The sequence below is a fragment of the Cognatiluteimonas sedimenti genome, from assembly GCF_022808325.1.
GTDB lineage: Bacteria > Pseudomonadota > Gammaproteobacteria > Xanthomonadales > Xanthomonadaceae > Cognatiluteimonas > Cognatiluteimonas sedimenti.
Genome location: NZ_JALGCL010000001.1, coordinates 384,616 through 405,134, shown reverse-complemented (window position 1 = coordinate 405,134; position 20,519 = coordinate 384,616). Strand labels below are relative to the sequence as shown.

Sequence of the window (20,519 nt, the reverse complement as noted above, 5' to 3'; positions counted from 1 at the left end):
TTTCACACCACCGCGTAGTTCAGCAGCGGCTTGACCGTGCCCCATTCCTTGCAGCTCGGGCACTGCCAATGGTGGCTGCGCGCACCGAAGCCGCATCGACCGCAGCGATAGCTCGGATTGCGCACCAGCAACTGGTCGGTGATGTGCTTGAGGTCGTGCAGGGTCGCGACCGGATCGGCGTTTTCGACCAGGGTCAGGTCGATCAGCGCCGCTTCACCGCGCACCGAAGGCCGGTCCTTGAGTTGCTGCGCCAGGTAGGCGCGCGCGGCCCCGACGCCCTCCTCGCCCTCGACCAGCCGGGTCAATGCCAGCACTGGCGAGACGCCGCGATAGTGTTCGGCCATCTCGGCCAGGAATGCACGCGCGCCGGTGGTATCGCCCACGCGCGCGTAGCTGGCCAGCAGGGCCGGCAACAGTTCCGGCAGGTAGTCGGGGTCATGGCGGGCGGCGCGCTCGAAGGCACGTATCGCGGCGGCATCATTGCCGGCCTCCACCTCGATCCGTCCCTCGAGCATGCCGGCGCGCACGGACGTCGAATCGGCGGCGTAGGCGCGCGCGATCGCGGCGCGTGCCGCTTCGATCTCGCCCGCCGCGCGGTGGCGATCGGCCAACTCGCACTCGAACTGCGCGATCAGCTTGCCCATGGGTTCGCCGGTCGCGGCCTCGAAGCGGCTCGCGTTCTCGATCGCCTTCGGCCAGTCGCGTTCGGACTGGTAGATGCCGATCAGGTGCTTCAGTGCCTGCGGCGCGCGCTGGTCGATCCTGGCCAGGTCCGTGAACACCGTCTCGGCGCGATCCAGCAGGCCGGAGCGCATGTAATCCTCGCCCAGCGCGAGCAGCGCCTGCACCTTCTGCGCATCGCTGAGGTCGTGGCGCTGGACCAGCGACTGGTGCAGGCGGATGGCGCGATCGACCTCGCCACGGCGGCGGAACAGGTGGCCGAGCGCGACCTGGGTCTCGAAGGTGTCCTTGTCCAGTTCCGCGATGTGCAGGAACAGTTCGATCGCCTTGTCCGGCTGTTCGTTGAGCAGGTAGTTCAGGCCGCGGAAATAGGTGGTGGAGAGCTTGCTGACCTGGCTGTCGCTGTGGCGCTCGCCGCCACGGCGGCCGATGACCCAGCCGCTGAGTGCTGCCAGCGGCAGCAGCAGGACATACCAGATCCACTGGTCGAGGAAGGCCATGTTCAGCGCTCCGTCCTTGCGTCCGCGGCCGCGAGGGCCTTGCGCAGGCGCTGCCGCAACGGCAGCACGACGCTGGCACTCAGCACCAGGCCGCCCACGACGACCCCGGCCAGCAAGGCCACGAGCACGCTGACGCCCAAGGTCGAACGCCAGGCGGCGAAACCCAGGTCCAGCACGACCGGTTGCGGGTTGAGCCCGCCGACCGCCAAGCCCACGGCAAGGAAAAGGATGGCGAGCAACAGGCGGATCAGGCGCATCGTTCGGCTCCGGGTGCTGCGCTAGCTTAGCCGACGTGCCCCGCGATATTCAGCCGGCGGCCGCTGGCGGCCCGGATCGGGCGCCGATCGACTCAGTCGTCGACGGCCAGGGGCATCGCGCCACTGACGCGTTCGCGCAGTTCCTTGCCCGGCTTGAAATGCGGGACATGCTTGCCGGGCAGCGCGACGGCGTCGCCGGTCTTGGGATTGCGCCCCGTGCGAGGCGGCCGGTAATGCAGGGAAAAACTGCCGAAGCCGCGGATCTCGATGCGTTCGCCATGGGCAAGCGCACCGCCCATCATCTCCAGCAGCGACTTGACCGCCAGATCGACGTCGTCCGCCTTCAGGTGGCCCTGGCGTAGCGTGAGGAGCTCGATCAGTTCGGACTTGGTCATGGGTTCGAAGGCCTTGGCGCGAATGGCTCGCGGTGCAGCAGTGGCCCGGCGACGGATCGCCGGGCCGCTGCAGGTTGCCTTGGTGCTTACTCGGACTTGCTCTCGAGTTGCTCGCGCAGCAGAGCACCGAGCTTGGTGGTGCCGCTCGACGCATCGGCCGCCGACTTGTTGTACTCGGCCAGCGCTTCCTGGGTCTCGGCTTCGTCCTTGGCCTTGATCGAGAGCTGCATCAGGCGGCTCTTGCGGTCGGTGCCGACGATCTTGGCCTCGACTTCATCGCCGACCTTGAGCTTCTGGCTGGCGTCCTCGACCCGCTCGTGGGCGATGTCGCGCGCGGCCAGGTAACCCTCGACGCCGTCGCCCAGGTCGATGGTGGCGCCACGCGCGTCGACTTCCTTGACCGTGCCCTTGACGATCGAGCCGCGGGTGTTGTTCGCCTGGAACTGGCCCATCGGGTCCTGCTCCAGCTGCTTGACGCCCAGCGAGATGCGCTCGCGCTCCGGATCGACCGCCAGCACCACGGCTTCCAGGGTGTCGCCCTTCTTGTAGTTGCGGGCGATGTCCTCGCCGGTGGAGTTCCAGCTGATGTCGGACAGGTGGATCAGGCCGTCGATGCCGCCGTCCAGGCCGATGAAGATGCCGAAGTCGGTGATCGACTTGATCTGGCCCTCGACCTTGTCGCCCTTCTTGTGGATCGCGGCGAAGGTCTCCCACGGGTTGCTGGTGACCTGCTTGATGCCCAGCGAGATGCGGCGACGCTCCTCGTCCACGTCCAGCACCATCACCTGGACCTCGTCGCCGACCTGCACGACCTTGGACGGGTTGACGTTCTTGTTGGTCCAGTCCATCTCGGACACGTGCACCAGGCCTTCGACGCCCGGCTCGATCTCTACGAACGCGCCGTAGTCGGTGACGTTGCTGACCTTGCCGAACACGCGGGTATTGGACGGGTAGCGGCGCGCGATGTTGTCCCAGGGATCCTCGCCCAGCTGCTTCAGGCCGAGGCTGACGCGGTTGCGCTCCTTGTCGTACTTGAGCACGCGGATATCGAGCTCCGCGCCCACTTCCACGACTTCGGACGGATGGCGCACGCGCTTCCAGGCCATGTCGGTGATGTGCAGCAGGCCGTCGATGCCGCCGAGATCGACGAACGCGCCGTAGTCGGTGAGGTTCTTGACCACGCCCTTGAGCACGGCGCCCTCGACCAGCTTCTCGAGCAGCTGCTCGCGCTCTTCCGAATGCTCGCTCTCGACCACCGCGCGGCGGGAGACGACCACGTTGTTGCGCTTGCGGTCGAGCTTGATGAGCTTGAACTCGAGCTCCTTGCCTTCCAGGTACACCGGGTCCCGGACCGGGCGCACGTCGACCAGCGAACCGGGCAGGAACGCGCGCACGTCCTTGATGTCGACGGTGAAACCGCCCTTGACCTTGCCGCTGATGCGGCCGGTGATGGTCTCGTTCTTCTCGAGGGCTTCCTCGAGCTCGTCCCACACCATGGCGCGCTTGGCCTTCTCGCGCGACAGCACGGTTTCGCCGAAGCCGTTCTCGAGCGAGTCCAGCGCCACCTTGACGGTGTCGCCGATGCCCACGTCGATTTCGCCGGCGTCGTTGCGGAACTGCTCGATCGGGACGATGCCCTCGGACTTGAGGCCGGCGTTGATGACGACCACGTCGGAGCGCACGTCGACCACGGTGCCGGTGACGATGGCGCCCGGCTTGAGCTTGGAGAGGAACGCCTGGCTCTGTTCGAACAGTTCTGCGAAGGATTCGGTTGCTACGGCTGTCATGTTGGTTCTCTGGTGGATACACGGGCCGGGGCCGCCGTCGTTGGCGGAGCGTCCGACCCACCTTGGGTCTGGCGTGGCGCTTGCCCGGGAAAACCCGCGCGAAGCTGGCGCCATGTGTGGTGGTGTTGACCCGGCCGCGGGATTGCGGACGGGACGTGCCTGCTGCGCGGACGCTAGCGCCGGGTTGCCGGCAACAATGCCAGCACGCGTTCGACGACCGTGGCGATCGGCAGGCCGGTGGTGTCGATGCGGACGGCGTCTTCGGCCGGCCGCAAGGGCGCCACCGCGCGGCTGGCGTCGCGGGCGTCGCGGGCGAGAATCTCCCGCAGCAGACCCGCCAATGTAACGGAAACCCCTTTGTCCTTCAACTGCTTATAGCGTCTTTCGGCCCGTTCCTCGGCGCTGGCGGTGAGGAAGACCTTGAACGGGGCATCGGCGAAGATCACCGTCCCCATGTCGCGGCCGTCCGCGACCAGGCCCGGTGGCTGGCGGAAGGCGCGTTGCCGGTCCCGGAGCGCGGCGCGCACCTCAGGGATGGCGGCGATGGCCGAGGCCGCCGCGCCGGCGGTTTCGGTGCGCAGTTCATCGGTGGCATCGTGGCCGTTGAGCAGCACCCGCAGCTCGCCGTCGCCGGCCTCGCGGAAGGCGATCTGCGTATCGAAGGCGCAGCGCACCAGGGCGCCGGCATCATCCAGGTCCAGCCCGGCCCAGCCGGCTGCGACGCCCACTGCGCGGTAAAGCGCACCCGAGTCCAGGTAGTGCCAGCCCAGGTGCTGCGCCACGAGCCGGCTGATGGTGCCCTTGCCCGAGCCCGAAGGGCCATCGATGGTGAGGACGGGGGCGGCGGTGTCGGTCATGGCGTCTCCAGCGGGGTCCCGGCGATTGTAGCCGGCCTGCCGTGGGCGAAGCCTCGCAAGCACTTGAACGGACGAGGAAATCCCACGTACAATGCGCGGCTGGCGTTTTTGCGCCCGAATCCTGTCCCCAATCCAACCGTTGCCGAGGTTCCCCATGAAGGTCCTGTCCTCCCTGAAGTCGGCGAAGGCCCGTCACCGCGACTGCAAGGTGGTCCGCCGTCGTGGCAAGGTCTTCGTGATCTGCAAGTCCAACCCGCGCTTCAAGGCGCGCCAGCGCTGAGCCAGCGCCGGGCGACCAGGCCGCAGGCCTGGCGTGCGGGATCCGGGAGGCCGCAGCGATGCGGCCTTTCGCGTTTGTCGGGCATGCGCACTGGCCGCAGGCTGGTGACGCCGTCGATACCCGTCCCGGCGTAGCCTGCTGCCGATCCGATCTGCTACAACGCACCGTCCACCGCCCGAGGAGCCGCGCCATGAACCGCCTTCGCATCGCATCGCTGCTGGCCCTGCTCACGCTCGCCGGCGCAGCGTCGGCCGAAACCCTGCTGATCGACCGGGTACAGCAGGAGAACAAGGCCGCGTTACCCACGCGCGGCATGACCATGGCCCAGGTCCAGGCCCGCTTCGGCGCCCCGGCCGACCGCCTGGACCCGCGCGGCGGCCAGAAACAGCAGTGGCCGACCATCAACCGCTGGAGCTATCCCGGCTTCACCGTGTATTTCGAGAAGGACAAGGTGGTCGACGCCGTCGCCAACAAGGCCGACGAGACCGAAATCGGCCCCAAGCCGGCGATCCGCTGACGAGACGATGAGCCAGCCTGCATTGCGCTTCCCCGCGGAGTGGGAACCCCAGTCCGCGGTCCTGCTCGCGTGGCCGCATGCCGGCACCGACTGGGCCGAGCGGCTCGGGGAGGTCGAGGACACCTACATCGCGCTGGTCGCGGCGATCACGCGCTTCGAGCCGGCGCTGGTGTGCGTGGCCGACGACGACGTGGAGGCGTACGCCCGCGCCCGCCTGTCCTCGGCACGCATCGACATGGCGCGCGTGACCTTCGTGCACGCACCCTACGACGACACCTGGCTGCGCGACAGCGGCCCCATCACCCTGGTCGCCGAAGGCGGCCCGCAAGCCCCCGTCGCCCCGCTCCGCCGGGAGAAGGCGCCCGCGCAGCGGGCGGATGAGGGGCGGCGGGCATTCCGCCTGCTCGATTTCCGCTTCACGGGATGGGGCGGCAAGTTCGAGGCGAGCCGCGACGACCTGCTGGTGGAGCGCCTGGAGCAGGCCGGAATCTTCCTCGACAGTGAACGCCAGGCGATCGATTTCGCGCTGGAGGGCGGCGCGATCGAAACCGACGGCGACGGCGCCCTGCTGACCACCTGGCAGTGCCTGCACGAACGCCATCCAGGCGCATCGCGCGAGGAGCTGTCGCGCAGGCTGGCTGGCTGGCTGCGACAGGACCGGGTGCTGTGGCTCGACCACGGCTACCTCGAAGGCGACGACACCGACGCCCATATCGACACCCTCGCCCGCTTCGCCGCGCCGGACGCGATCGTGTTCCAGGCCTGCGACGACCCGGCCGACTCGCATCATCCGGAACTGCAGGCGATGGCCGCCGAACTCGCCGCGCTGCGCACCCGCGACGGCCGGCCCTACCGCCTGTTCCCGCTGCCATGGCCGCGGCCGCTAATGGATGGCGGACGCCGGCTGGCCGCCAGCTACGCCAACTTCCTGGTCGTCAACGGCGCGGTGCTGATGCCGGCGTACGGCGACGACGCCGATGCGATGGCCGCAGCGGTGCTTGAAAATGCCTTTCCCGGCCGCGAGATCGTGCAGGTCCCGTGCCGTCCGCTGATCTGGCAGAACGGCAGCCTGCACTGCCTCACCATGCAACTGCCCGAAGGACTGGTGTGATGTCCAAGCCCAAGACGCTTCCTGTTGCCCTGGTCCAGGAACGCAACCATGGCGATGCCGACGCCAACCTCGCCGTCATCGAGCAGCGAGTGGCCGAGGCCGCGGCGCAGGGCGCCAGGCTCGTGCTGCTGCAGGAACTGCACAACAGCGCCTACTTCTGCCAGCACGAGTCGGTGGATGAGTTCGACCTCGCCGAACCCATCCCGGGCCCAAGCACGCAGCGCCTCGGGGCGCTGGCGAAACAGCACGGCGTGGTGCTGGTCAGTTCGCTGTTCGAGAAGCGCGCAACCGGCCTGTACCACAACACCGCGGTGGTCTTCGATGCCGACGGTTCGACCGCCGGCAAGTACCGCAAGATGCACATCCCCGACGATCCGGGCTTCCAGGAGAAGTTCTACTTCACCCCCGGCGACCTCGGCTTCACCCCGATCGACACCAGCGTCGGCCGGCTCGGCGTGCTGGTGTGCTGGGACCAGTGGTATCCGGAGGCGGCGCGGCTGATGGCGCTGGCGGGCGCGGAGCTGCTGCTGTACCCGACCGCGATCGGCTGGGATCCCGGCGACGGGCAGGCCGAGAAGGATCGCCAGCGCAACGCCTGGATCCTCAGCCACCGCGGCCACGCGGTCGCCAACGGGCTGCCGGTGCTGTCGTGCAACCGCGTCGGCCACGAACGTTCGCCGCTCGGCGCGGCGGGCATCGATTTCTGGGGCAACAGCCACGTGCTCGGGCCGCAGGGCGAATTCATCGCCGAGGCTGGCGGCGAGCCGCAACTGCTGCTGGCCGAGGTCGACATGCAGCGCAGCGAACACGTACGCCGCATCTGGCCGTTCCTGCGCGACCGTCGCATCGATGCCTACGGCGACCTCACGAAGCGCTACCGTGACTGACGCTGACGACGCGGCCACGCCCGCGGCCACGACCATCGATTGGCGCTCGCAACCGCACGCGGTCGTCGAGCGCGATGGCGTGCGCTACACGCTGCTCGGCACCGCCCACGTCTCCAGCAGCAGCGTCGAGGCCGTACGCGCGGCGATCGACGGCGGCGGCTTCGACACCATTGCGGTCGAGCTGGACCCGCAGCGGCTGCAGTCGCTGACCGACCCCGGCGCCCTGGCCAAGCTCGACCTGGTGCAGGTGATACGGTCCGGCAAGACCTCGCTGTTCGCCGCCAACCTCGGGCTGGCGGCCTACCAGCGCAGGCTCGCCGAACAACTGGGCATCGAGCCCGGCGCCGAGCTCAAGGCCGCCGCGGTGGACGCGCGCGCGCGCGGGCTTGCACTGCACCTGATCGACCGCGACGTGGGCATCACCTTCAAGCGCGCCTCGCAGCGGCTGGGCTGGTGGGGCCGGGCGAACCTGATGGGCGGGCTGATCGCGGCCCTGTTCGGCGACGAGGACGTAGGCGACGACGAGATCGAAAAGCTGAAGCACGGCGACATGCTGGAAGCCAGTTTCGGCGAATTCGCCGCCGGCAACCCGGCGCTGTACGAAGCCGTGATCGCCGAACGCGACCGCTACATGGCCGCGCGCCTGCGCGAGTCGGCCACCGCCGCCAGCGGCGCGCGGGAAGTGCTGGCGGTGGTCGGTGCCGGGCATCTGCGCGGCCTGGCGCAGCACCTGCCCGAAGGCCACGAGGAACCGACCGCGGCCCGCGTCGAGCTGGAAACGGTGAAGGAAAAATCCTCGATCCCGTGGTTCTCGGTCATGCTGGCGACGTTCGTGCTCGGGGGCTTCGCCTGGGGCTTCTGGCGCGGCGGCATCGATGTCGGCGCCGACCTGCTGCTGTACTGGGTGCTGCTGACCGGAACGCTCGGCGCGATCGGCTGCGCGGTCGCCGGCGGCCACCCATTGAGCATCCTCGCCGCCTTCCTTGCCTCGCCGATCACGCCCCTGCACCCCGCCCTGGCATCGGGCACGATCAGCGCGCTGGTCGAGGCCTGGGTGCGCAAGCCGACGCATGCCGATTTCATGGCACTGCGCAACGACGTCGCCACCATCCGCGGCTGGTGGCGCAACCGGGTGGCGCGCGTGTTGCTGAATTTCTTCCTCACCAGCCTGGGCACCGCGATCGGCGTCTGGCTCGGCGGCGCCAGGATGCTGGGCAAGCTGCTCGGCTGACCAGGCCCGGTCACGACGGCAGGCGGCATTGCCCCGGGCCGGCTGCCGCACGGCCGCACTCCGGGAACCGGGCGGGCACGAGGCCCGCCCATCGCATCATCCAACCGTGTCGGCCGCGACGACACCAGCCGGAACGGCCGCATGCATGCCGCGCGCCTTGCGCAGCAGTCGCGCGCTGCCGTGGCGCAGGTCGTCCAGGATCGCGTAGATGGTCGGCAGGAACAGCAGGCTGACCACGGTCGAAAACGCCAGTCCACCGGCGATCGCGCGCGCCATCGGGTAGTACGCCGGCCCGTCGCCGGCCATCTGGGTGTTGCCGATCGCGATCGGCACCATCGCCAGGATCGCCGTGCCCATGGTCATCAGGATCGGCCGCAAGCGCTCGCGCCCGCCGTTGACCAGGGCCTCGGTCCGGTCCATGCCGCGCCGGCGAAGGTTGTTGATGTGCTCGACCAGCACGATGCCGTTGTTCACCACCACGCCCATCAGTACCAGGATGCCGATGAAGGCCATGATGTTGAACTCGGTCCCGGTCAGCCAGAACAGCCAGTACACGCCGAACACCGAGAACAGCACGCCGCTCATGATCGCCGACGGGAACAGCAACGATTCGAACACCGCCGCCATCACCACGTAGATCATCACCAGCGCGATGGCGAGGTTGAACATCATCTGCTTCATCGCCTCGGCGTCGTCCTGGAAGCCGCCGCCCTCGAAGCTGTAGCCGTAGCCGGCCGGGAACGCCACCGCCTTCAGCGTCTCCTCCATCGCCTTGCGCGCATCTGGCATGGTCACGTCCTTGCCCAGGCCCGCCTGGATCGTGAGCGTGGTCTGGCGATCGTTGCGCTCGATCTCGGTCGCCGACGGCTGCACCGCCACGTCGACCATCGCCAGCAACGGGACGCTGCGGCCGTCCGAGGCACGGACGGTGAAGTCCTGCAGGTCGGCGGCGCCGAAGTGGTCGGCGCCGGCGAAGCGCACCGTCACCGGCAGTTCGTTCTCGCCCTCGCGGAACTCCCGCAACGGCGCGCCGCGCAGCGCCAGGCCGACGAACTGCGCCACTTCCTGCGCGCTGAAACCGAACGCCGCCGCGCGTTCGCGATCCACCCGCACGGTGAGCTCGCTGTTGCTGTCGCCGCTGTCGACCCGAACGTCGCGCAGCTCCTTGCGCCGCGACAGGATCGGCACGACCTCTTCGGCCAGCTCCTGCAGGGTCTGGGTGGAATCGCCCACCAGCCGTACCTCGACCTCCTTGCCCGGGCCGCCGCCGGCGCCGGGCCCGCCCTGGTCGCCGATGCCGATGTTGGCGCGCGCGGACTTGGGCATGCCCTTGCGCAGGGCCTCCGTCACCGCCGTGGCCTGGGCGCGGTCCTTGCTGTCGAGCTTGAGCTGGGTCCGCGCCCAGCCCTGCTCGCTGTAGCGCGAATACACCTGGGTGACGTGGAAGCGCTCGCGATTGGCGTTGACGTAGGCTTCCACGCGCCCGACTTCCTCGCCCATCTGTTCCTTGGAATAGGAACCGTTCCACTGGTAGAAGATGTCGATCTCGCCGGCGTCGTCGCCGCCGAACATGTTGGTCTTGGTCATGGTCATCGGCACCACGCTCACGGCCACGATCAGCAGGATGCCCAGCACGCTCCAGCCGCGATGCTCCAGGGTCCAGCGCAGGAAGCGTGCGTATCGCTGCTGCATGCGCGGGATCAACCCGTTCTCGTTGCGCACCGCGGGCGGGGTCTTCAGCCGCGCCGACAGCATCGGGATCAGGCTGACGGCCACCAGCCAGGACGCCAGCAGGGACACGGAAATGGTGATAGCGATCTGCGACAGGTAGATGCTGATGAAGTTGCGCTCGCCGAACAGCGTCGGCAGGAACACGATGCAGTGGCACAGGGTGCCCGCGGAAAGCGCGATCGCCACGTGCCGGGTGCCGACGATCGAGGCCAGCCGCGGCTGCCCCGGCATCCGTTCCCGTTCCTGGTAGATGCTCTCCACCACCACCACCGCGTTGTCGACCAGCATGCCGATGGCCAGCAGCAGGCCCATCATCGACAGGATGTTGAGGGTCACGCCGAAGAAATACATGAAGCCCAGGGTGATCACGAAACAGATCGGGATCGCCAGCGTCACCATCAGGGTCGAGGCCCAGTGGCGCAGGAAGAAGAACAGTACCGCGATCGACAGCAGCAGGCCGATCGCGCCGGCTTCCGCCAGCTCCAGCAACGAGCTGGTGACCGCCTCGCCCTGGTTGTCGGTGACTTCGACGTCGATCCCGGCGACCGACGGCTCCGCCTTGATCCTCTCGACCTCGTCGAGCACGCCGCGCGCCATCGACACCAGGTTCGCGCTGCGCTCCTTGTAGATGTCCAGGCCCACCGACGGACGGCCGTCGACGAGCCGCGCGTACGTCAGCCGCTCCGGCTTCAGGTCGATCGCGGCGATGTCGCCCAGCCGCGTGCCCTTGCCGTCGATCACCAGGTCACGCAGTTGCTGCAGGTCGGTCAGCTCGCCGACCGGCTGCACCCGCAGGCGCCGCCCCGCATCGGTGATGCGCCCGGCGGACACCGAGAAATTCTGGCTCTGCAGGCGCGCGGTCAGGGTATTGAGGCCGATCCCGTGCGCGGTCAGGCGGTCGGGGTCGATGGCGATCTCGACTTCGTTTTCCGGCACGCCCTCGACCTCGACCCGGGCCACGCCTGGCAGCCGCTCCAGGCGGCGCTTGAATTCGCGCTCGATCAGGTCGTGTTGCGCCACCATGTCCGCGCCGGTCAGCCGCAACTCCACCGCCGCCTGGTCGTTGGTCGACCACTTGAACACGTCGTAGCGGCGCAGGTCGTCGGGCAGTTCGCCGAGGATCGCGTCGATGCGTTCGCGCGCCTCGGACGCGGCGATCGCGCTGTCGCGTTCCCAGTCGGTGAAGGTGATGAAGATGCCGGCGCCATCGGACCGGGCGCTCGATTCCATCGCCTTGATGCCGCTCATCGTCGCCAGCGCATCCTCCACCGGGCGCAGCAGGCTGCGTTCGACTTCCTTCGGGGTCGAGCCCGCGTACGGCAACGACACGTAGATGAACGGCGGCGTGACCTCCGGGAACAGTTCCAGCGGCAGCCGCACCGCCGCGATCAATCCGATCACGAACAGCGACACGAACAGCATCACCGTCGTCACCGGGCGACGGATGCTGCGTTCTGCGATCGTGGTCATGCCGGCTCCGCCCCGCCGCCGTGCAGCCCGCCCTGGCCTTCGTCGAGCGGGTCCTGGTCGTGGCTGAGCCGCTCCGCGGTAGCCGCCGCGTCGACGCGGGCGCGCCGGGCGCGTTCGCTGTAGTAGCCGTCGGGCTTGCGATCGAGCAGGTCGTACACCACCGGGATCACCACCAGCGTCAGCAGGGTCGACACCAGCAGCCCGCCGATCACGGTCACGGCCATCGGCGAGCGCACCTCAGCGCCCTCGCCCAGCGCAAGGGCCAGCGGCAGGAAGCCGAACAGGGTGCAGGTGGTGGTCATGATGATCGGGCGCAACCTGGAGCGCGCGCCTTCGACCAGCGATTCGCGCTTGGGCATGCCCGCCTCGCGCAACTGGTTGACCTTGTCGATCAGGATGATCGCGTTCTTCACCACCAGGCCCACCAGCAGGATCAACCCGATGAACACCACGACCGACACCGGCGAGCGGGTCAGCAGCAGCGCGAGCACCGCGCCGACCAGCGCCAGCGGGATGGTGAACAGGATCACGAACGGATGCAGCAGCGACTCGAACTGCGAAGCCATCACCAGGTACACCAGGAAGATCGCCAGCCCGAACGCGAACACCAGCGAGCGCAGCGATTCGCCGAGTTCCTCGCCCTGGCCGCCGATGTGCATGCCCACGCCGGCGGCGAGCGGATCGCGCGCGACCATGTCGCGCACTTCCTGCACCGCCCCGCCGAGGTCGATGTCGCGCAGGTTGGCCGAGACGATCGCCACGCGCACCTGGTCGGCGCGATGGATCTCGCTGGGGCCGGTGGTGGCGACGATGTCGGCGACCGACTCCAGCCGCACCGGACTGGCGCTGCCGGGATTGACGATCAGCTGGCGGATGTCCTGCAGCGAGGCGCGGTCGGTTTCGCGTGCGCGCACCAGCACGTCGATCTTGCGGTCGCGGAAACTGTAACGGGTGGCGACGTTGCCCTTGACCTTGTTGACCACGACGTCGGCGATCTGCCGCGTCGTCAGCCCGAGCGCGCCCGCGCGGACCTGGTCGAAGCGGATCTGGATCTCCGGGAAGCCCTGCTCCACCGTCGACTTGACGTCGGCGTAGTGCGGGTTTCCGCGCAGCAGCGTCGCCATCTTCTGGCCGGCCACCCGCAGCGTCTCCAGGTCCTGGCCGCGCAGCTCGATTTCCAGCGGCGTCGACAGGCTGACCAGTTGCGGGCGGCTGAAGTCGACCTGCACGCCGGCGCGGTCGCGCATCGAGGCGCGCAGCTTGTCGGTTTCGCTGGCCTCGAGTTCCTCGCTGCCGCCATCGGCCATCACCACCGTCAGCTTGCCGATGTTCTCGCCGCTTTCGGTCGGGTTGGCGTCCAGCCGGGTGCCGCTGCCGCTGACGCCGTACAGCGCGCGGATGCCGGGATCGCCGGCGTGCCGCGCCTGCAACTGGCGTACCAGCGCGTCGGTCTGTTCCAGCGGCGTCCCGGGGGGCAGTTTGACCGTCATTTCGAAGCGGTCCTGCGCCAGCTGCGGGATCAGGTCCGCACCCAGCAGCGGCACCGCCAGCACCGTCAGCGCAAACGCCGCGGCCGCCGAACCGAGCACCAGCCAGGGCCGCTTCAGGGCCGCCGGAAGCAGGCGAAGGTAGCCGCGCTCGGCTCGGCCGTAGGGCGCCATCGCCAGGTCGCTGGCCTTGCGCATGACCGGCCCCACGACAGCGACCAGGGCCCGCCACGCGCGCACCACCAGCCAGGCGATGCCGAAGAAGGCGCCGCGGATCACCGCGCCGACCCCGCGGCCAGCGTAAGCGGCGGGCTTCTGCCAGCGCGCGCCCGGCCGCCAGCTCGGATGCGGCGGCTCTTCGGGGAAACCCATCGGCGGGCGGCCCTTGAGCGCACTCAACATCGGGATCAGGGTCATCGCCACCGCCAGCGAGACGCCGATCGCGATCGCCACGGTCAGCGCCTGGTCGCGGAACAACTCGCCGGCGATGCCCTGGACGAACACCAGCGGCAGGAACACCGCCACCGTCGTCAGGGTCGAGGCCACCACCGCCATGCTGACTTCGCGGGTGCCGGTGATCGCCGCCTCGAGGATCCCGAGCCCGCGCTCGCGCGCCTTGGCGATGGACTCGAGCACGACGATCGAATCGTCGACCACCAGGCCGGTGGCCAGCGCGAGGCCGCCGAGCGACATCACGTTGAGGCTGAGCCCGAGCTGGTCCATGAAGAAGAACGTGGTGATGATCGAGACCGGCAGCGACAGGCCGATCACGAACGTGCTCCAGCCGTCGCGCAGGAACAGGAAGATGATCAGCACCGCAAGCAGGCCGCCGATCACGGCGTCGAGCTTGACGTCGGAGATGGCATGGCGGATGAACTGGGACTGGTCGTCGATCGTGGTCAGCTGCGCGTCCGGAGGGACCTCGGCCCTGATCTGTTCGAGCCGCTTCTCGATGGCGTCGGCGGTGGCGACGGTATTGGCATCGCCCTCCTTGTAGATCGCCAGCTCGACCGCTTCCTTCCCGCCCAGGCGGATGATCGCTTCGCGCTCCTTGAAGCCCTGGCGCACGCTGGCGACATCCTTCAGCCGCACCGGCACGCCGCCGGCCGCGGCGGCGCTGTCCGACGAGGACGCGCTCTGCACCGAAGCGGCCGCCGCCATCGCGCTGGCGTCGCCGGTCGCGGCCGCGACCCGCGCCATCTGTGCGGCCGCGCTCGCGGCGGCGCCGCCGCCGGCCGACTGCGTCGTCACCAGCATGTTGCGGATCTCGTCCACGCTGGCGAACTGGTTGACCGTTCGCACCAGGTAACGCTGCGATCCTTCCTCCAGGTTGCCGCCGGAGATGTTGATGTTCTCCTGCTTCAGGCGGTTGATCACGGTGTCGATCGGGAGGTTCAGTTGCGCCAGCTTCTGCTGGTCGATGTCGACCTGGATCTCGTCCTCCAGGCCGCCGCCGACCTTGACCGCGGCCACGCCGGGCACCGGTTCGAGCTTCTTCTTGAGGTCGTCTTCGGCGTAGCGGCGCAGTTCGATCAGGCGGCGCCGGGCATCGGCCTCGCTGCCCTGCGCGCCCTTGTCCGACAGCACCAGGCGCAGGATCGGCTCGGTGGACGGGTTGAAGCGCAGCAGCACCGGCGCCTTGGCCTCGAGCGGCAACTGCAGCGCCTCCATCTTGTCGCGCACCTCCAGGCTCGCCTGGTCCATGTCGGTGCCCCACGCGAACTCGAGCACCACGTCGCTCTGGCCCGGGCGCGACACCGACTTCAGCTTGCGCAGGTTCTTGACCACGCCGACCGCTTCCTCGACCGGCTGGGTGATCAGGGTCTCGATCTCCGACGGCGCCGCACCGGTGTATTCGGTGCGCACGGTCAGGGTCGGATAGCTCAGGTCGGGAAGCAGGTTGACCTTGAGTCCGCCCAGCGCGATCAGGCCGAACAGCACGAAGGTCAGCGTCACCATCGCCACCGTCACCCGGCGGCGCGTGGCGAACTCGACCAGGTTGAACCCGGGTGGCGCGGTGCCCGGCATGCCCGCAGCGGGCGAACTCACTGCTTGGTGTCCTTGCCCGCCGCCGTCGCCGGCGTCGCCGCGGGGGCGCCGTGCGTGATCACCTGCACCGGGCTGCCCTCGCGCAACGCGACCTTGCCGGCAGTGACCACCGGGTCGCCCAGCTTGAGGCCGCTGCGCACTTCGACCCATTCGCCGTCGACGTAGCCCAGCGTCACCGGCGCGCGCGCGGCCTTGCCGTCGCGCACGGTGTACACCGCCGGCTGCGATTCGTCGTCGAGCAGGGCGTTGCGCGGGATCACCAGCGCATCGGCGCGCTGGTCGTAGTTGATCTGCAGTCGCCCGAACATGCCCGGCTGCAGCACGCCGCCGCTGTCGAAGGCGCAGATCACGCGGAAGGTGCCGCTACCGGAATCGACCACCGGTGCGACCCGGTCCACGGTCCCGGCGAAGTCGCGCCCGGGCAACGCGTCCACCCGCAACGTCACCGGCAAGCCCGCCTTCAGCGTCGCCAGCTCGCGCTCGGGCACGTTGAGGGTCGCCTCCAGCTTGTCGGTGTCGACGATGCGGAAGATCGGCGTGTTGATCTGCACGAAGTTGCCCGTCTTGATCGAACGCGTGGCCACGATGCCGGAGATCGGCGCGGTGACGTTGGCGTAGGACAACTCGAGGTTCGCGAGGCGATTGGCGGCGCGGGCATTCTCGAGGTCGTAACGGATCTGGTCGATGTCGTTGGCGCTGATCAGCTTCTGCTCGGAAAGCTGGCGCGAGCGGGCGTAGTTGGCCTCCAGCTTGCGCATCTGCGCCGCGGTCTGCGCGGCCTGCAGGGCGGCCCTGGCCGAATCCAGCCGCACCAGCACCTGGCCCGCGCGCACGCGTTGGCCTTCCTCGGCCAGGACGCCCAGCGCAACGCCCGAGGTCTTGGCCACGACCTGCGATTCGGCGCGCGCCTCCAGGGGTGCGGTGCCGGCGTAGCTGGCGGCGATCGCGCGCCGACCGACCTTGGTGACCTCGACAGGGACCGCCTCGGGCCCCTTGTCGGCCTCGCCATCGGCAGCCTTGGCGCCGTCGCCGCCGCGCTTGCAGGCGCCCAGGGCGAGCAACCCGGGCAGCAATGCGCACAACAGCAATGGCACCAGCAGGCGCGATCGGCCACTCGTGGGGTCGGTCGTACGGGTCATGGGAGGGGCTCGTAGTGGGGTGTTGTATGTAGGTATATCACCCAAGCCGGAATCGCCCATCCGCCAGAGGTCATGGTCACGTTTTCCTTTCGCCCGGTTCGAACCCGTCGCGTCCGCGCGTGCGGCGCCGGGGCCAGCACCCAACGGATACGGCGTACCGCGATTGGGTTGCGCGCGCGACGTCGCTATACTGATGCGATTGTGCGTTGCAGCGCCTGCACGCCAGCGCATCTCTCGATTCGTCTTCCGATTACGGACAAGCCCATGATCCGATCGTTGTTGATTGCCTCCTGCCTGACCCTGGCCACCACCGGTGCGCTGGCGCAGGACACCGCCGCCACGCCAGCCGCGACGGCAACTCCCGCGACTGAAGCCGCGGCCGGCGAAGCCGCGCCGGCCGTCGACGCACCCGCCGCCGCGCCTGCGGTCGCCGCGGTTGCGGTGCCAGCCGCGCCGGTCGGCGATGCCGCCAGGGGCAAGCAGCTGACCTACACGTGCCAGGGTTGCCATGGCGTCACCGGTTACAAGAACGCCTATCCCAACTACCACGTGCCGAAGATCGGCGGGCAGTCGCCGCAGTACCTGGTCAACGCCTTGAACGAATACCAGCAGGGCAAGCGCAAGCACCCGACGATGCAGGCCCAGGCCGAGAGCTTCTCGGCGCAGGACATCGCCGACATCGCCGCCTTCCTGTCCGGCCTGAAGTGAGCAGACCTCCCATGACGAAAACCACCCTCGCCATCGCCCTGCTTGCCGCAACGGCTGCCCTGGTCGCCTGCTCGCCCGCGGGCCGGACCCCGGCCGAGCACTCCTCCGCCGATCGCAACGCGGGCCATACCACTTCGTCGGCCGGTCTCCCCGCAGGCCATGCCGCCGCCGGCGAAACACTCGCCGGCACCAAGAACGCCAAGACCGGCCAGGCCTGCGTCGATTGCCATGGTGCCGGCGGCAACGCGCCGATCGACCCGACCTATCCCAAGCTCGGTGGCCAGTACCACGACTACATCGCGCACTCGCTGCAGATGTACCGCGACGGCGAGCGCGCCGGCAGCCCGACCAGCGACCTGATGGCCGGGCAAGCACGCGACCTCAGTGACCAGCAGATCGCCGACCTTGCCGCCTACTTCGGTTCCCAGCCGGCGCAACTGCGCGACCTGCACGGCATCCACTGACGCGGGCAATCGCGCAGGAAATCGCGCCAAGACGGTTGACGAAGAACCCGGCCCTGGCCGGGTTTTTCCTTCCCTGCCCCCCGCACCCCCAGCCCGTCGGGCGGCGACTACGCGAGCCTGTAGGCGCGAGCTTCGGCTGCTCTTGATCCTTGGGCACCGGGCAAGGTCGCGACATGTTTCGCCCGGCTTGCGCTACGGCGAATCGGTCGGCTGGCGCAGCGCGTCCTGGTCTTCCTGCAGTTCTGGCTTGAACGGAATGTCCGGCGGCGGGCGCGCGACGGCTTCCTGGTCCTGCATGTTCGGATCCTCGATGCCGCAGCCGCCGCCCAGCTGCAGCAGGGAGACCACGCAACGCAGCTTCTTCGAGCTTCCGGGAATCGGAATCGCGATTTCGCGGATGTTGCGACGCACCCAGTTTTCCAGCAGCGTCTCGCTGGGCACCCAGAACTTGTCGAAACGGGTGGGCGTGTAGTTGATCGGCGGCCGCTTGAGCCAGGTGCCCGCGTGATCCAGGTCGGCGATGTTTTCCTCGACCATGCCCGGCGGCAGCCCCCCACCGGCTTCCGCCCGATTGCCGGGCGGCAGGCGCGGCCGGCCGTTTTCGTCGAACAGGCCGGGCTTGCCGGACTGCCCACCGGGGCGGTTGCGATCCGAAAGCCCCCAGTCGTCGCCCGCCTGCGCGGTGGGCCACGCGCCAGGCCTGGCAGCCGGCTTGGGGCCGGCGCCGGCGCCTGCCGGGTTGGCCTGGGCACCGCTGCCGGTCGAGGGCGGTCCGCCGGCTTGCGCCGCCGTCGCGCCGGGTGTGTTCCCAGGAGTTGGCGCCTTGCCGCTGGTCGCGGCTGGTGCGCGCCCGGCATCTTCTGCCTGTGCACTGCTGGTGCCCGCCGGCGACGAGGCTGGCGATGGCAGCGACGCGACGGTCGCCTGCAGGCCAGGCACCCGTACCTGCGCCTGCGGCAGTTGCGGCTGGCGCGCGCTGGCGTCGGGCAAGGGCGGCAGCGGCGACGGCAACGTTTCAGCCTGGGCCTGCAATTCGGGAACCACGACCCGGGCGCCCGGCAGCCGTGGGCGGATCTGCTGTACAGGCGCAGGCATGGGCGCCGGCACTTCAACGACTTCGATCGCGCGAGGGGATTCCCGCAGCTCCGGCACCAGGACCTGCTGCCGCGGGATGCTGATCGCACGCGGTACCGGTGCCGGCAATACGAAGCTGCTGTCGGGTTGCGGTGTCTGCGTCACCTGCAGCGGTTGCGCGGGCGGCACGTTCCGGCTCGCCGGCGTCGGCTCGATCGCGGGGCGGGCCGCCTGGGCGGTGGCGGGCACGGCGGACGAAGGGGTTGCCGGAGTCTCCGGCGCGTGCGCGGCGCGGCGCGCGGCCCGTGCCGGCGCGGCCAGCGCCGGCTTCGCCACGGGTGTCGAAGGTGCACCACCGCCCTGCTCCAGCGGCGTGCCCTGGCCGATGAACTCCACCTGCACCACGTCCTCGCCCCGCGGCATCGGTTCGCCGCCGTAGCGGGCATAGGCCAGCCACAGCACGAACAGCGAAAACAGCAGCTGCACCACCAGCGTGATCGCCAACGCCATGATGCGCTGGCGCCGATCCTCGGGTTCGGGCGGTTGCCATTGCTGGCGCCACAGCGTGGCGAAAGCCTGCCAGCGGTTGAGTTCGCCGCTGCGCCGCGGCGCCGGCAACGGCTCGCGCTGCAGCAGGATCGCGACGATCGCATCGCTGCTGGCGCCGGTGATCGCGCCGATGCGCTCGCGCAGCAACGCGAACCAGTCGCGCCACCCCGGCGGGAATTCGCCCGGCGGCCGCTCCGGGCGCAGCGACTTGCGCGTGCGCCGGCGCAGGGCCTCGATCAGTTCAGCGGAGGAGAATGCCGTCACGGGGCCGCTTCTCGCCGCGGCCCGCTTATGCCGTATCGCGCGCGATGTAGGGCGCCTGCCCGGACGCGTGGTCCGTGGCATCGCGCACCGCGGTCACGCCGGGAACCTTGGCCAGCAGCGTCTTCTCGATCCCCTGCTTGAGGGTGACATCGACCATGCCGCAACCATGGCAGCCACCGCCGAAGCGCAGCACGACCACGCCATCCGCGGTGACCTCCTGCAGCGCCACATGGCCGCGATGCTGCGCCAGTTGCGGGTTGATTTCGTGCTCGATGAGCCAGGCAACGCGTTCGACCAGGGACGCTGATTCGGCCGGCACCTCGCCCTTGATCTTCGGCGCGCGGATCTGCAGCTGCCCGCCGGTGGCCTGTTGCGCGTAATCGATTTCCGCGCCGTCCAGGAAGGGCACGCTGGCCGCATCCACCCACACCGTGAAGCCTTCGCAGTCCACCGCCCATTCGTCGCCGCTGAGGTCGCCCGGTTCGGCGAACTCCAGGCGCACGTCGGCCTGCATCGTTCCCGGCTGCCGCGCCGCCAGGCGCACGCCGAGGCCAGGCAGGTCCTCGCGCGCGATCAGCTTGCGGAAATGGGCCTGGGCGGATTCGGAGATCTGGATCATCGGGCTATTCTAGCGGCCTGCGCGCGAGCGGTCGCCGCAGCTCCACCCGCCGCCAACGCCGGATGTGTTTTCGTTCATCGGCGCGCCGCATCCAGCAGGAACCCATGCCATGAACGACCTCGTCCCCCTCGCCCAGGCCCATTGCATCGCCCGCCGCGGCAGCGAACATCGATTGCCCGAGGCCCGGATCCGCGAGTTGCTCCCCGACGTGCCGGGCTGGGAACTGGCCGAGGAAGGCAAGGCGCTGGTGCGTAGCTTCGCCTTCAAGGACTACTACCGCACGATGTCGTTCGTGAACGCGCTGGCGCACATGGCCAACCGCGAGGACCACCATCCCGACCTGTCGGTGCATTACGACCGCTGCGTGGTGCGCTATTCCACCCACGACGTCGGCGGCCTGAGCGAAAACGACTTCATCTGCGCCGCCCGGGCCTCGGCGCTCGCGGGCTGAGTCGCCGGCTG

18 protein-coding genes are annotated in these 20,519 nt (G+C 69.2%); 8 read left to right on the top strand and 10 right to left on the bottom strand.

Annotated elements, in window-relative coordinates; translation table 11 throughout:
• Positions 1-2: 2 nt before the first annotated feature.
• The 5 genes from lapB to cmk all read right to left on the bottom strand — a co-directional run bounded on the left by lapB (position 3) and on the right by cmk (position 4,477).
• On the bottom strand, positions 3-1,181 hold the full coding sequence (gene lapB / locus MQC88_RS02010; RefSeq protein WP_243318744.1) for a lipopolysaccharide assembly protein LapB: 1,179 nt from the start codon (positions 1,179-1,181) through the stop codon (positions 3-5).
• Positions 1,182-1,183: 2 nt separating this feature from the next.
• Positions 1,184-1,438, bottom strand: coding sequence for a LapA family protein (locus tag MQC88_RS02005; RefSeq protein WP_243318742.1), 255 nt, complete (start codon positions 1,436-1,438; stop codon positions 1,184-1,186).
• 92 nt (positions 1,439-1,530) lie between these two features.
• On the bottom strand, positions 1,531-1,833 hold the full coding sequence (locus MQC88_RS02000) for an integration host factor subunit beta (RefSeq protein ID WP_243318741.1): 303 nt from the start codon (positions 1,831-1,833) through the stop codon (positions 1,531-1,533).
• An 86-nt stretch (positions 1,834-1,919) separates the two neighbouring features.
• Entirely contained in the window at positions 1,920-3,620 is a 1,701-nt protein-coding gene (gene rpsA, locus MQC88_RS01995; protein WP_243318739.1) for a 30S ribosomal protein S1, read from the bottom strand.
• A gap of 173 nt (positions 3,621-3,793) precedes the next feature.
• A complete protein-coding gene (gene cmk / locus MQC88_RS01990; RefSeq protein WP_243318738.1) occupies positions 3,794-4,477 on the bottom strand; it encodes a (d)CMP kinase in 684 nt (227 codons plus the stop codon).
• A gap of 154 nt (positions 4,478-4,631) precedes the next feature.
• Between cmk and ykgO the strand changes: the two genes are divergently transcribed.
• The 5 genes from ykgO (at position 4,632) to MQC88_RS01965 (ending at position 8,503) form a co-directional block, all read left to right on the top strand.
• On the top strand, positions 4,632-4,757 hold the full coding sequence (gene ykgO, locus MQC88_RS01985) for a type B 50S ribosomal protein L36 (RefSeq protein ID WP_010342887.1): 126 nt from the start codon (positions 4,632-4,634) through the stop codon (positions 4,755-4,757).
• 190 nt (positions 4,758-4,947) lie between these two features.
• Positions 4,948-5,274, top strand: coding sequence for an outer membrane protein assembly factor BamE (locus MQC88_RS01980; RefSeq protein ID WP_243318736.1), 327 nt, complete (start codon positions 4,948-4,950; stop codon positions 5,272-5,274).
• A gap of 7 nt (positions 5,275-5,281) precedes the next feature.
• Positions 5,282-6,385, top strand: coding sequence for an agmatine deiminase family protein (locus tag MQC88_RS01975; protein ID WP_243318734.1), 1,104 nt, complete (start codon positions 5,282-5,284; stop codon positions 6,383-6,385).
• The gene (locus MQC88_RS01970) at positions 6,385-7,272 is read left to right on the top strand and encodes a carbon-nitrogen hydrolase (protein WP_243318733.1); all 888 of its coding nucleotides are present in this window, start codon (positions 6,385-6,387) and stop codon (positions 7,270-7,272) included. The genes MQC88_RS01975 and MQC88_RS01970 overlap by 1 nt, the downstream gene beginning before the upstream one ends.
• On the top strand, positions 7,235-8,503 hold the full coding sequence (locus MQC88_RS01965) for a TraB/GumN family protein (RefSeq protein WP_425491523.1): 1,269 nt from the start codon (positions 7,235-7,237) through the stop codon (positions 8,501-8,503). Before MQC88_RS01970 ends, MQC88_RS01965 begins: the two co-directional genes overlap by 38 nt.
• A gap of 96 nt (positions 8,504-8,599) precedes the next feature.
• Here MQC88_RS01965 and MQC88_RS01960 read toward each other — a convergent pair whose 3' ends face one another.
• Genes MQC88_RS01960 through MQC88_RS01950 form a run of 3 tightly spaced genes read right to left on the bottom strand, consistent with a single transcriptional unit; the run spans position 8,600 to position 16,379 of the window.
• The gene (locus MQC88_RS01960; RefSeq protein WP_243318729.1) at positions 8,600-11,704 is read right to left on the bottom strand and encodes an efflux RND transporter permease subunit; all 3,105 of its coding nucleotides are present in this window, start codon (positions 11,702-11,704) and stop codon (positions 8,600-8,602) included.
• A complete protein-coding gene (locus tag MQC88_RS01955) occupies positions 11,701-15,219 on the bottom strand; it encodes an efflux RND transporter permease subunit (protein WP_243320216.1) in 3,519 nt (1,172 codons plus the stop codon). The genes MQC88_RS01960 and MQC88_RS01955 overlap by 4 nt, the downstream gene beginning before the upstream one ends.
• A 17-nt stretch (positions 15,220-15,236) precedes the next feature.
• Positions 15,237-16,379, bottom strand: a complete 1,143-nt coding sequence (locus tag MQC88_RS01950) for an efflux RND transporter periplasmic adaptor subunit (RefSeq protein WP_315857048.1) — start codon at positions 16,377-16,379, stop codon at positions 15,237-15,239.
• Between the two features lie 267 nt (positions 16,380-16,646).
• Between MQC88_RS01950 and MQC88_RS01945 the strand changes: the two genes are divergently transcribed.
• Together MQC88_RS01945 and MQC88_RS01940 are read left to right on the top strand one after the other, a co-directional pair.
• The gene (locus MQC88_RS01945; RefSeq protein WP_425491579.1) at positions 16,647-17,087 is read left to right on the top strand and encodes a c-type cytochrome; all 441 of its coding nucleotides are present in this window, start codon (positions 16,647-16,649) and stop codon (positions 17,085-17,087) included.
• Between the two features lie 11 nt (positions 17,088-17,098).
• Complete coding sequence (locus tag MQC88_RS01940; protein WP_243318725.1) at positions 17,099-17,551, top strand: c-type cytochrome; 453 nt, start codon at positions 17,099-17,101, stop codon at positions 17,549-17,551.
• Positions 17,552-17,743: 192 nt separating this feature from the next.
• Here the strand turns inward: MQC88_RS01940 and MQC88_RS01935 are convergent, their stop codons facing one another.
• Both MQC88_RS01935 and MQC88_RS01930 read right to left on the bottom strand, forming a co-directional pair.
• Positions 17,744-19,438, bottom strand: coding sequence for a hypothetical protein (locus MQC88_RS01935; RefSeq protein ID WP_243318724.1), 1,695 nt, complete (start codon positions 19,436-19,438; stop codon positions 17,744-17,746).
• A gap of 25 nt (positions 19,439-19,463) precedes the next feature.
• On the bottom strand, positions 19,464-20,057 hold the full coding sequence (locus tag MQC88_RS01930) for an NfuA family Fe-S biogenesis protein (protein WP_243318722.1): 594 nt from the start codon (positions 20,055-20,057) through the stop codon (positions 19,464-19,466).
• Positions 20,058-20,166: 109 nt separating this feature from the next.
• On the opposite strand from MQC88_RS01930, the gene MQC88_RS01925 reads away from it, so the two are divergent.
• Positions 20,167-20,508, top strand: coding sequence for a 4a-hydroxytetrahydrobiopterin dehydratase (locus tag MQC88_RS01925; protein ID WP_243318721.1), 342 nt, complete (start codon positions 20,167-20,169; stop codon positions 20,506-20,508).
• Positions 20,509-20,519 lie beyond the last annotated feature (11 nt).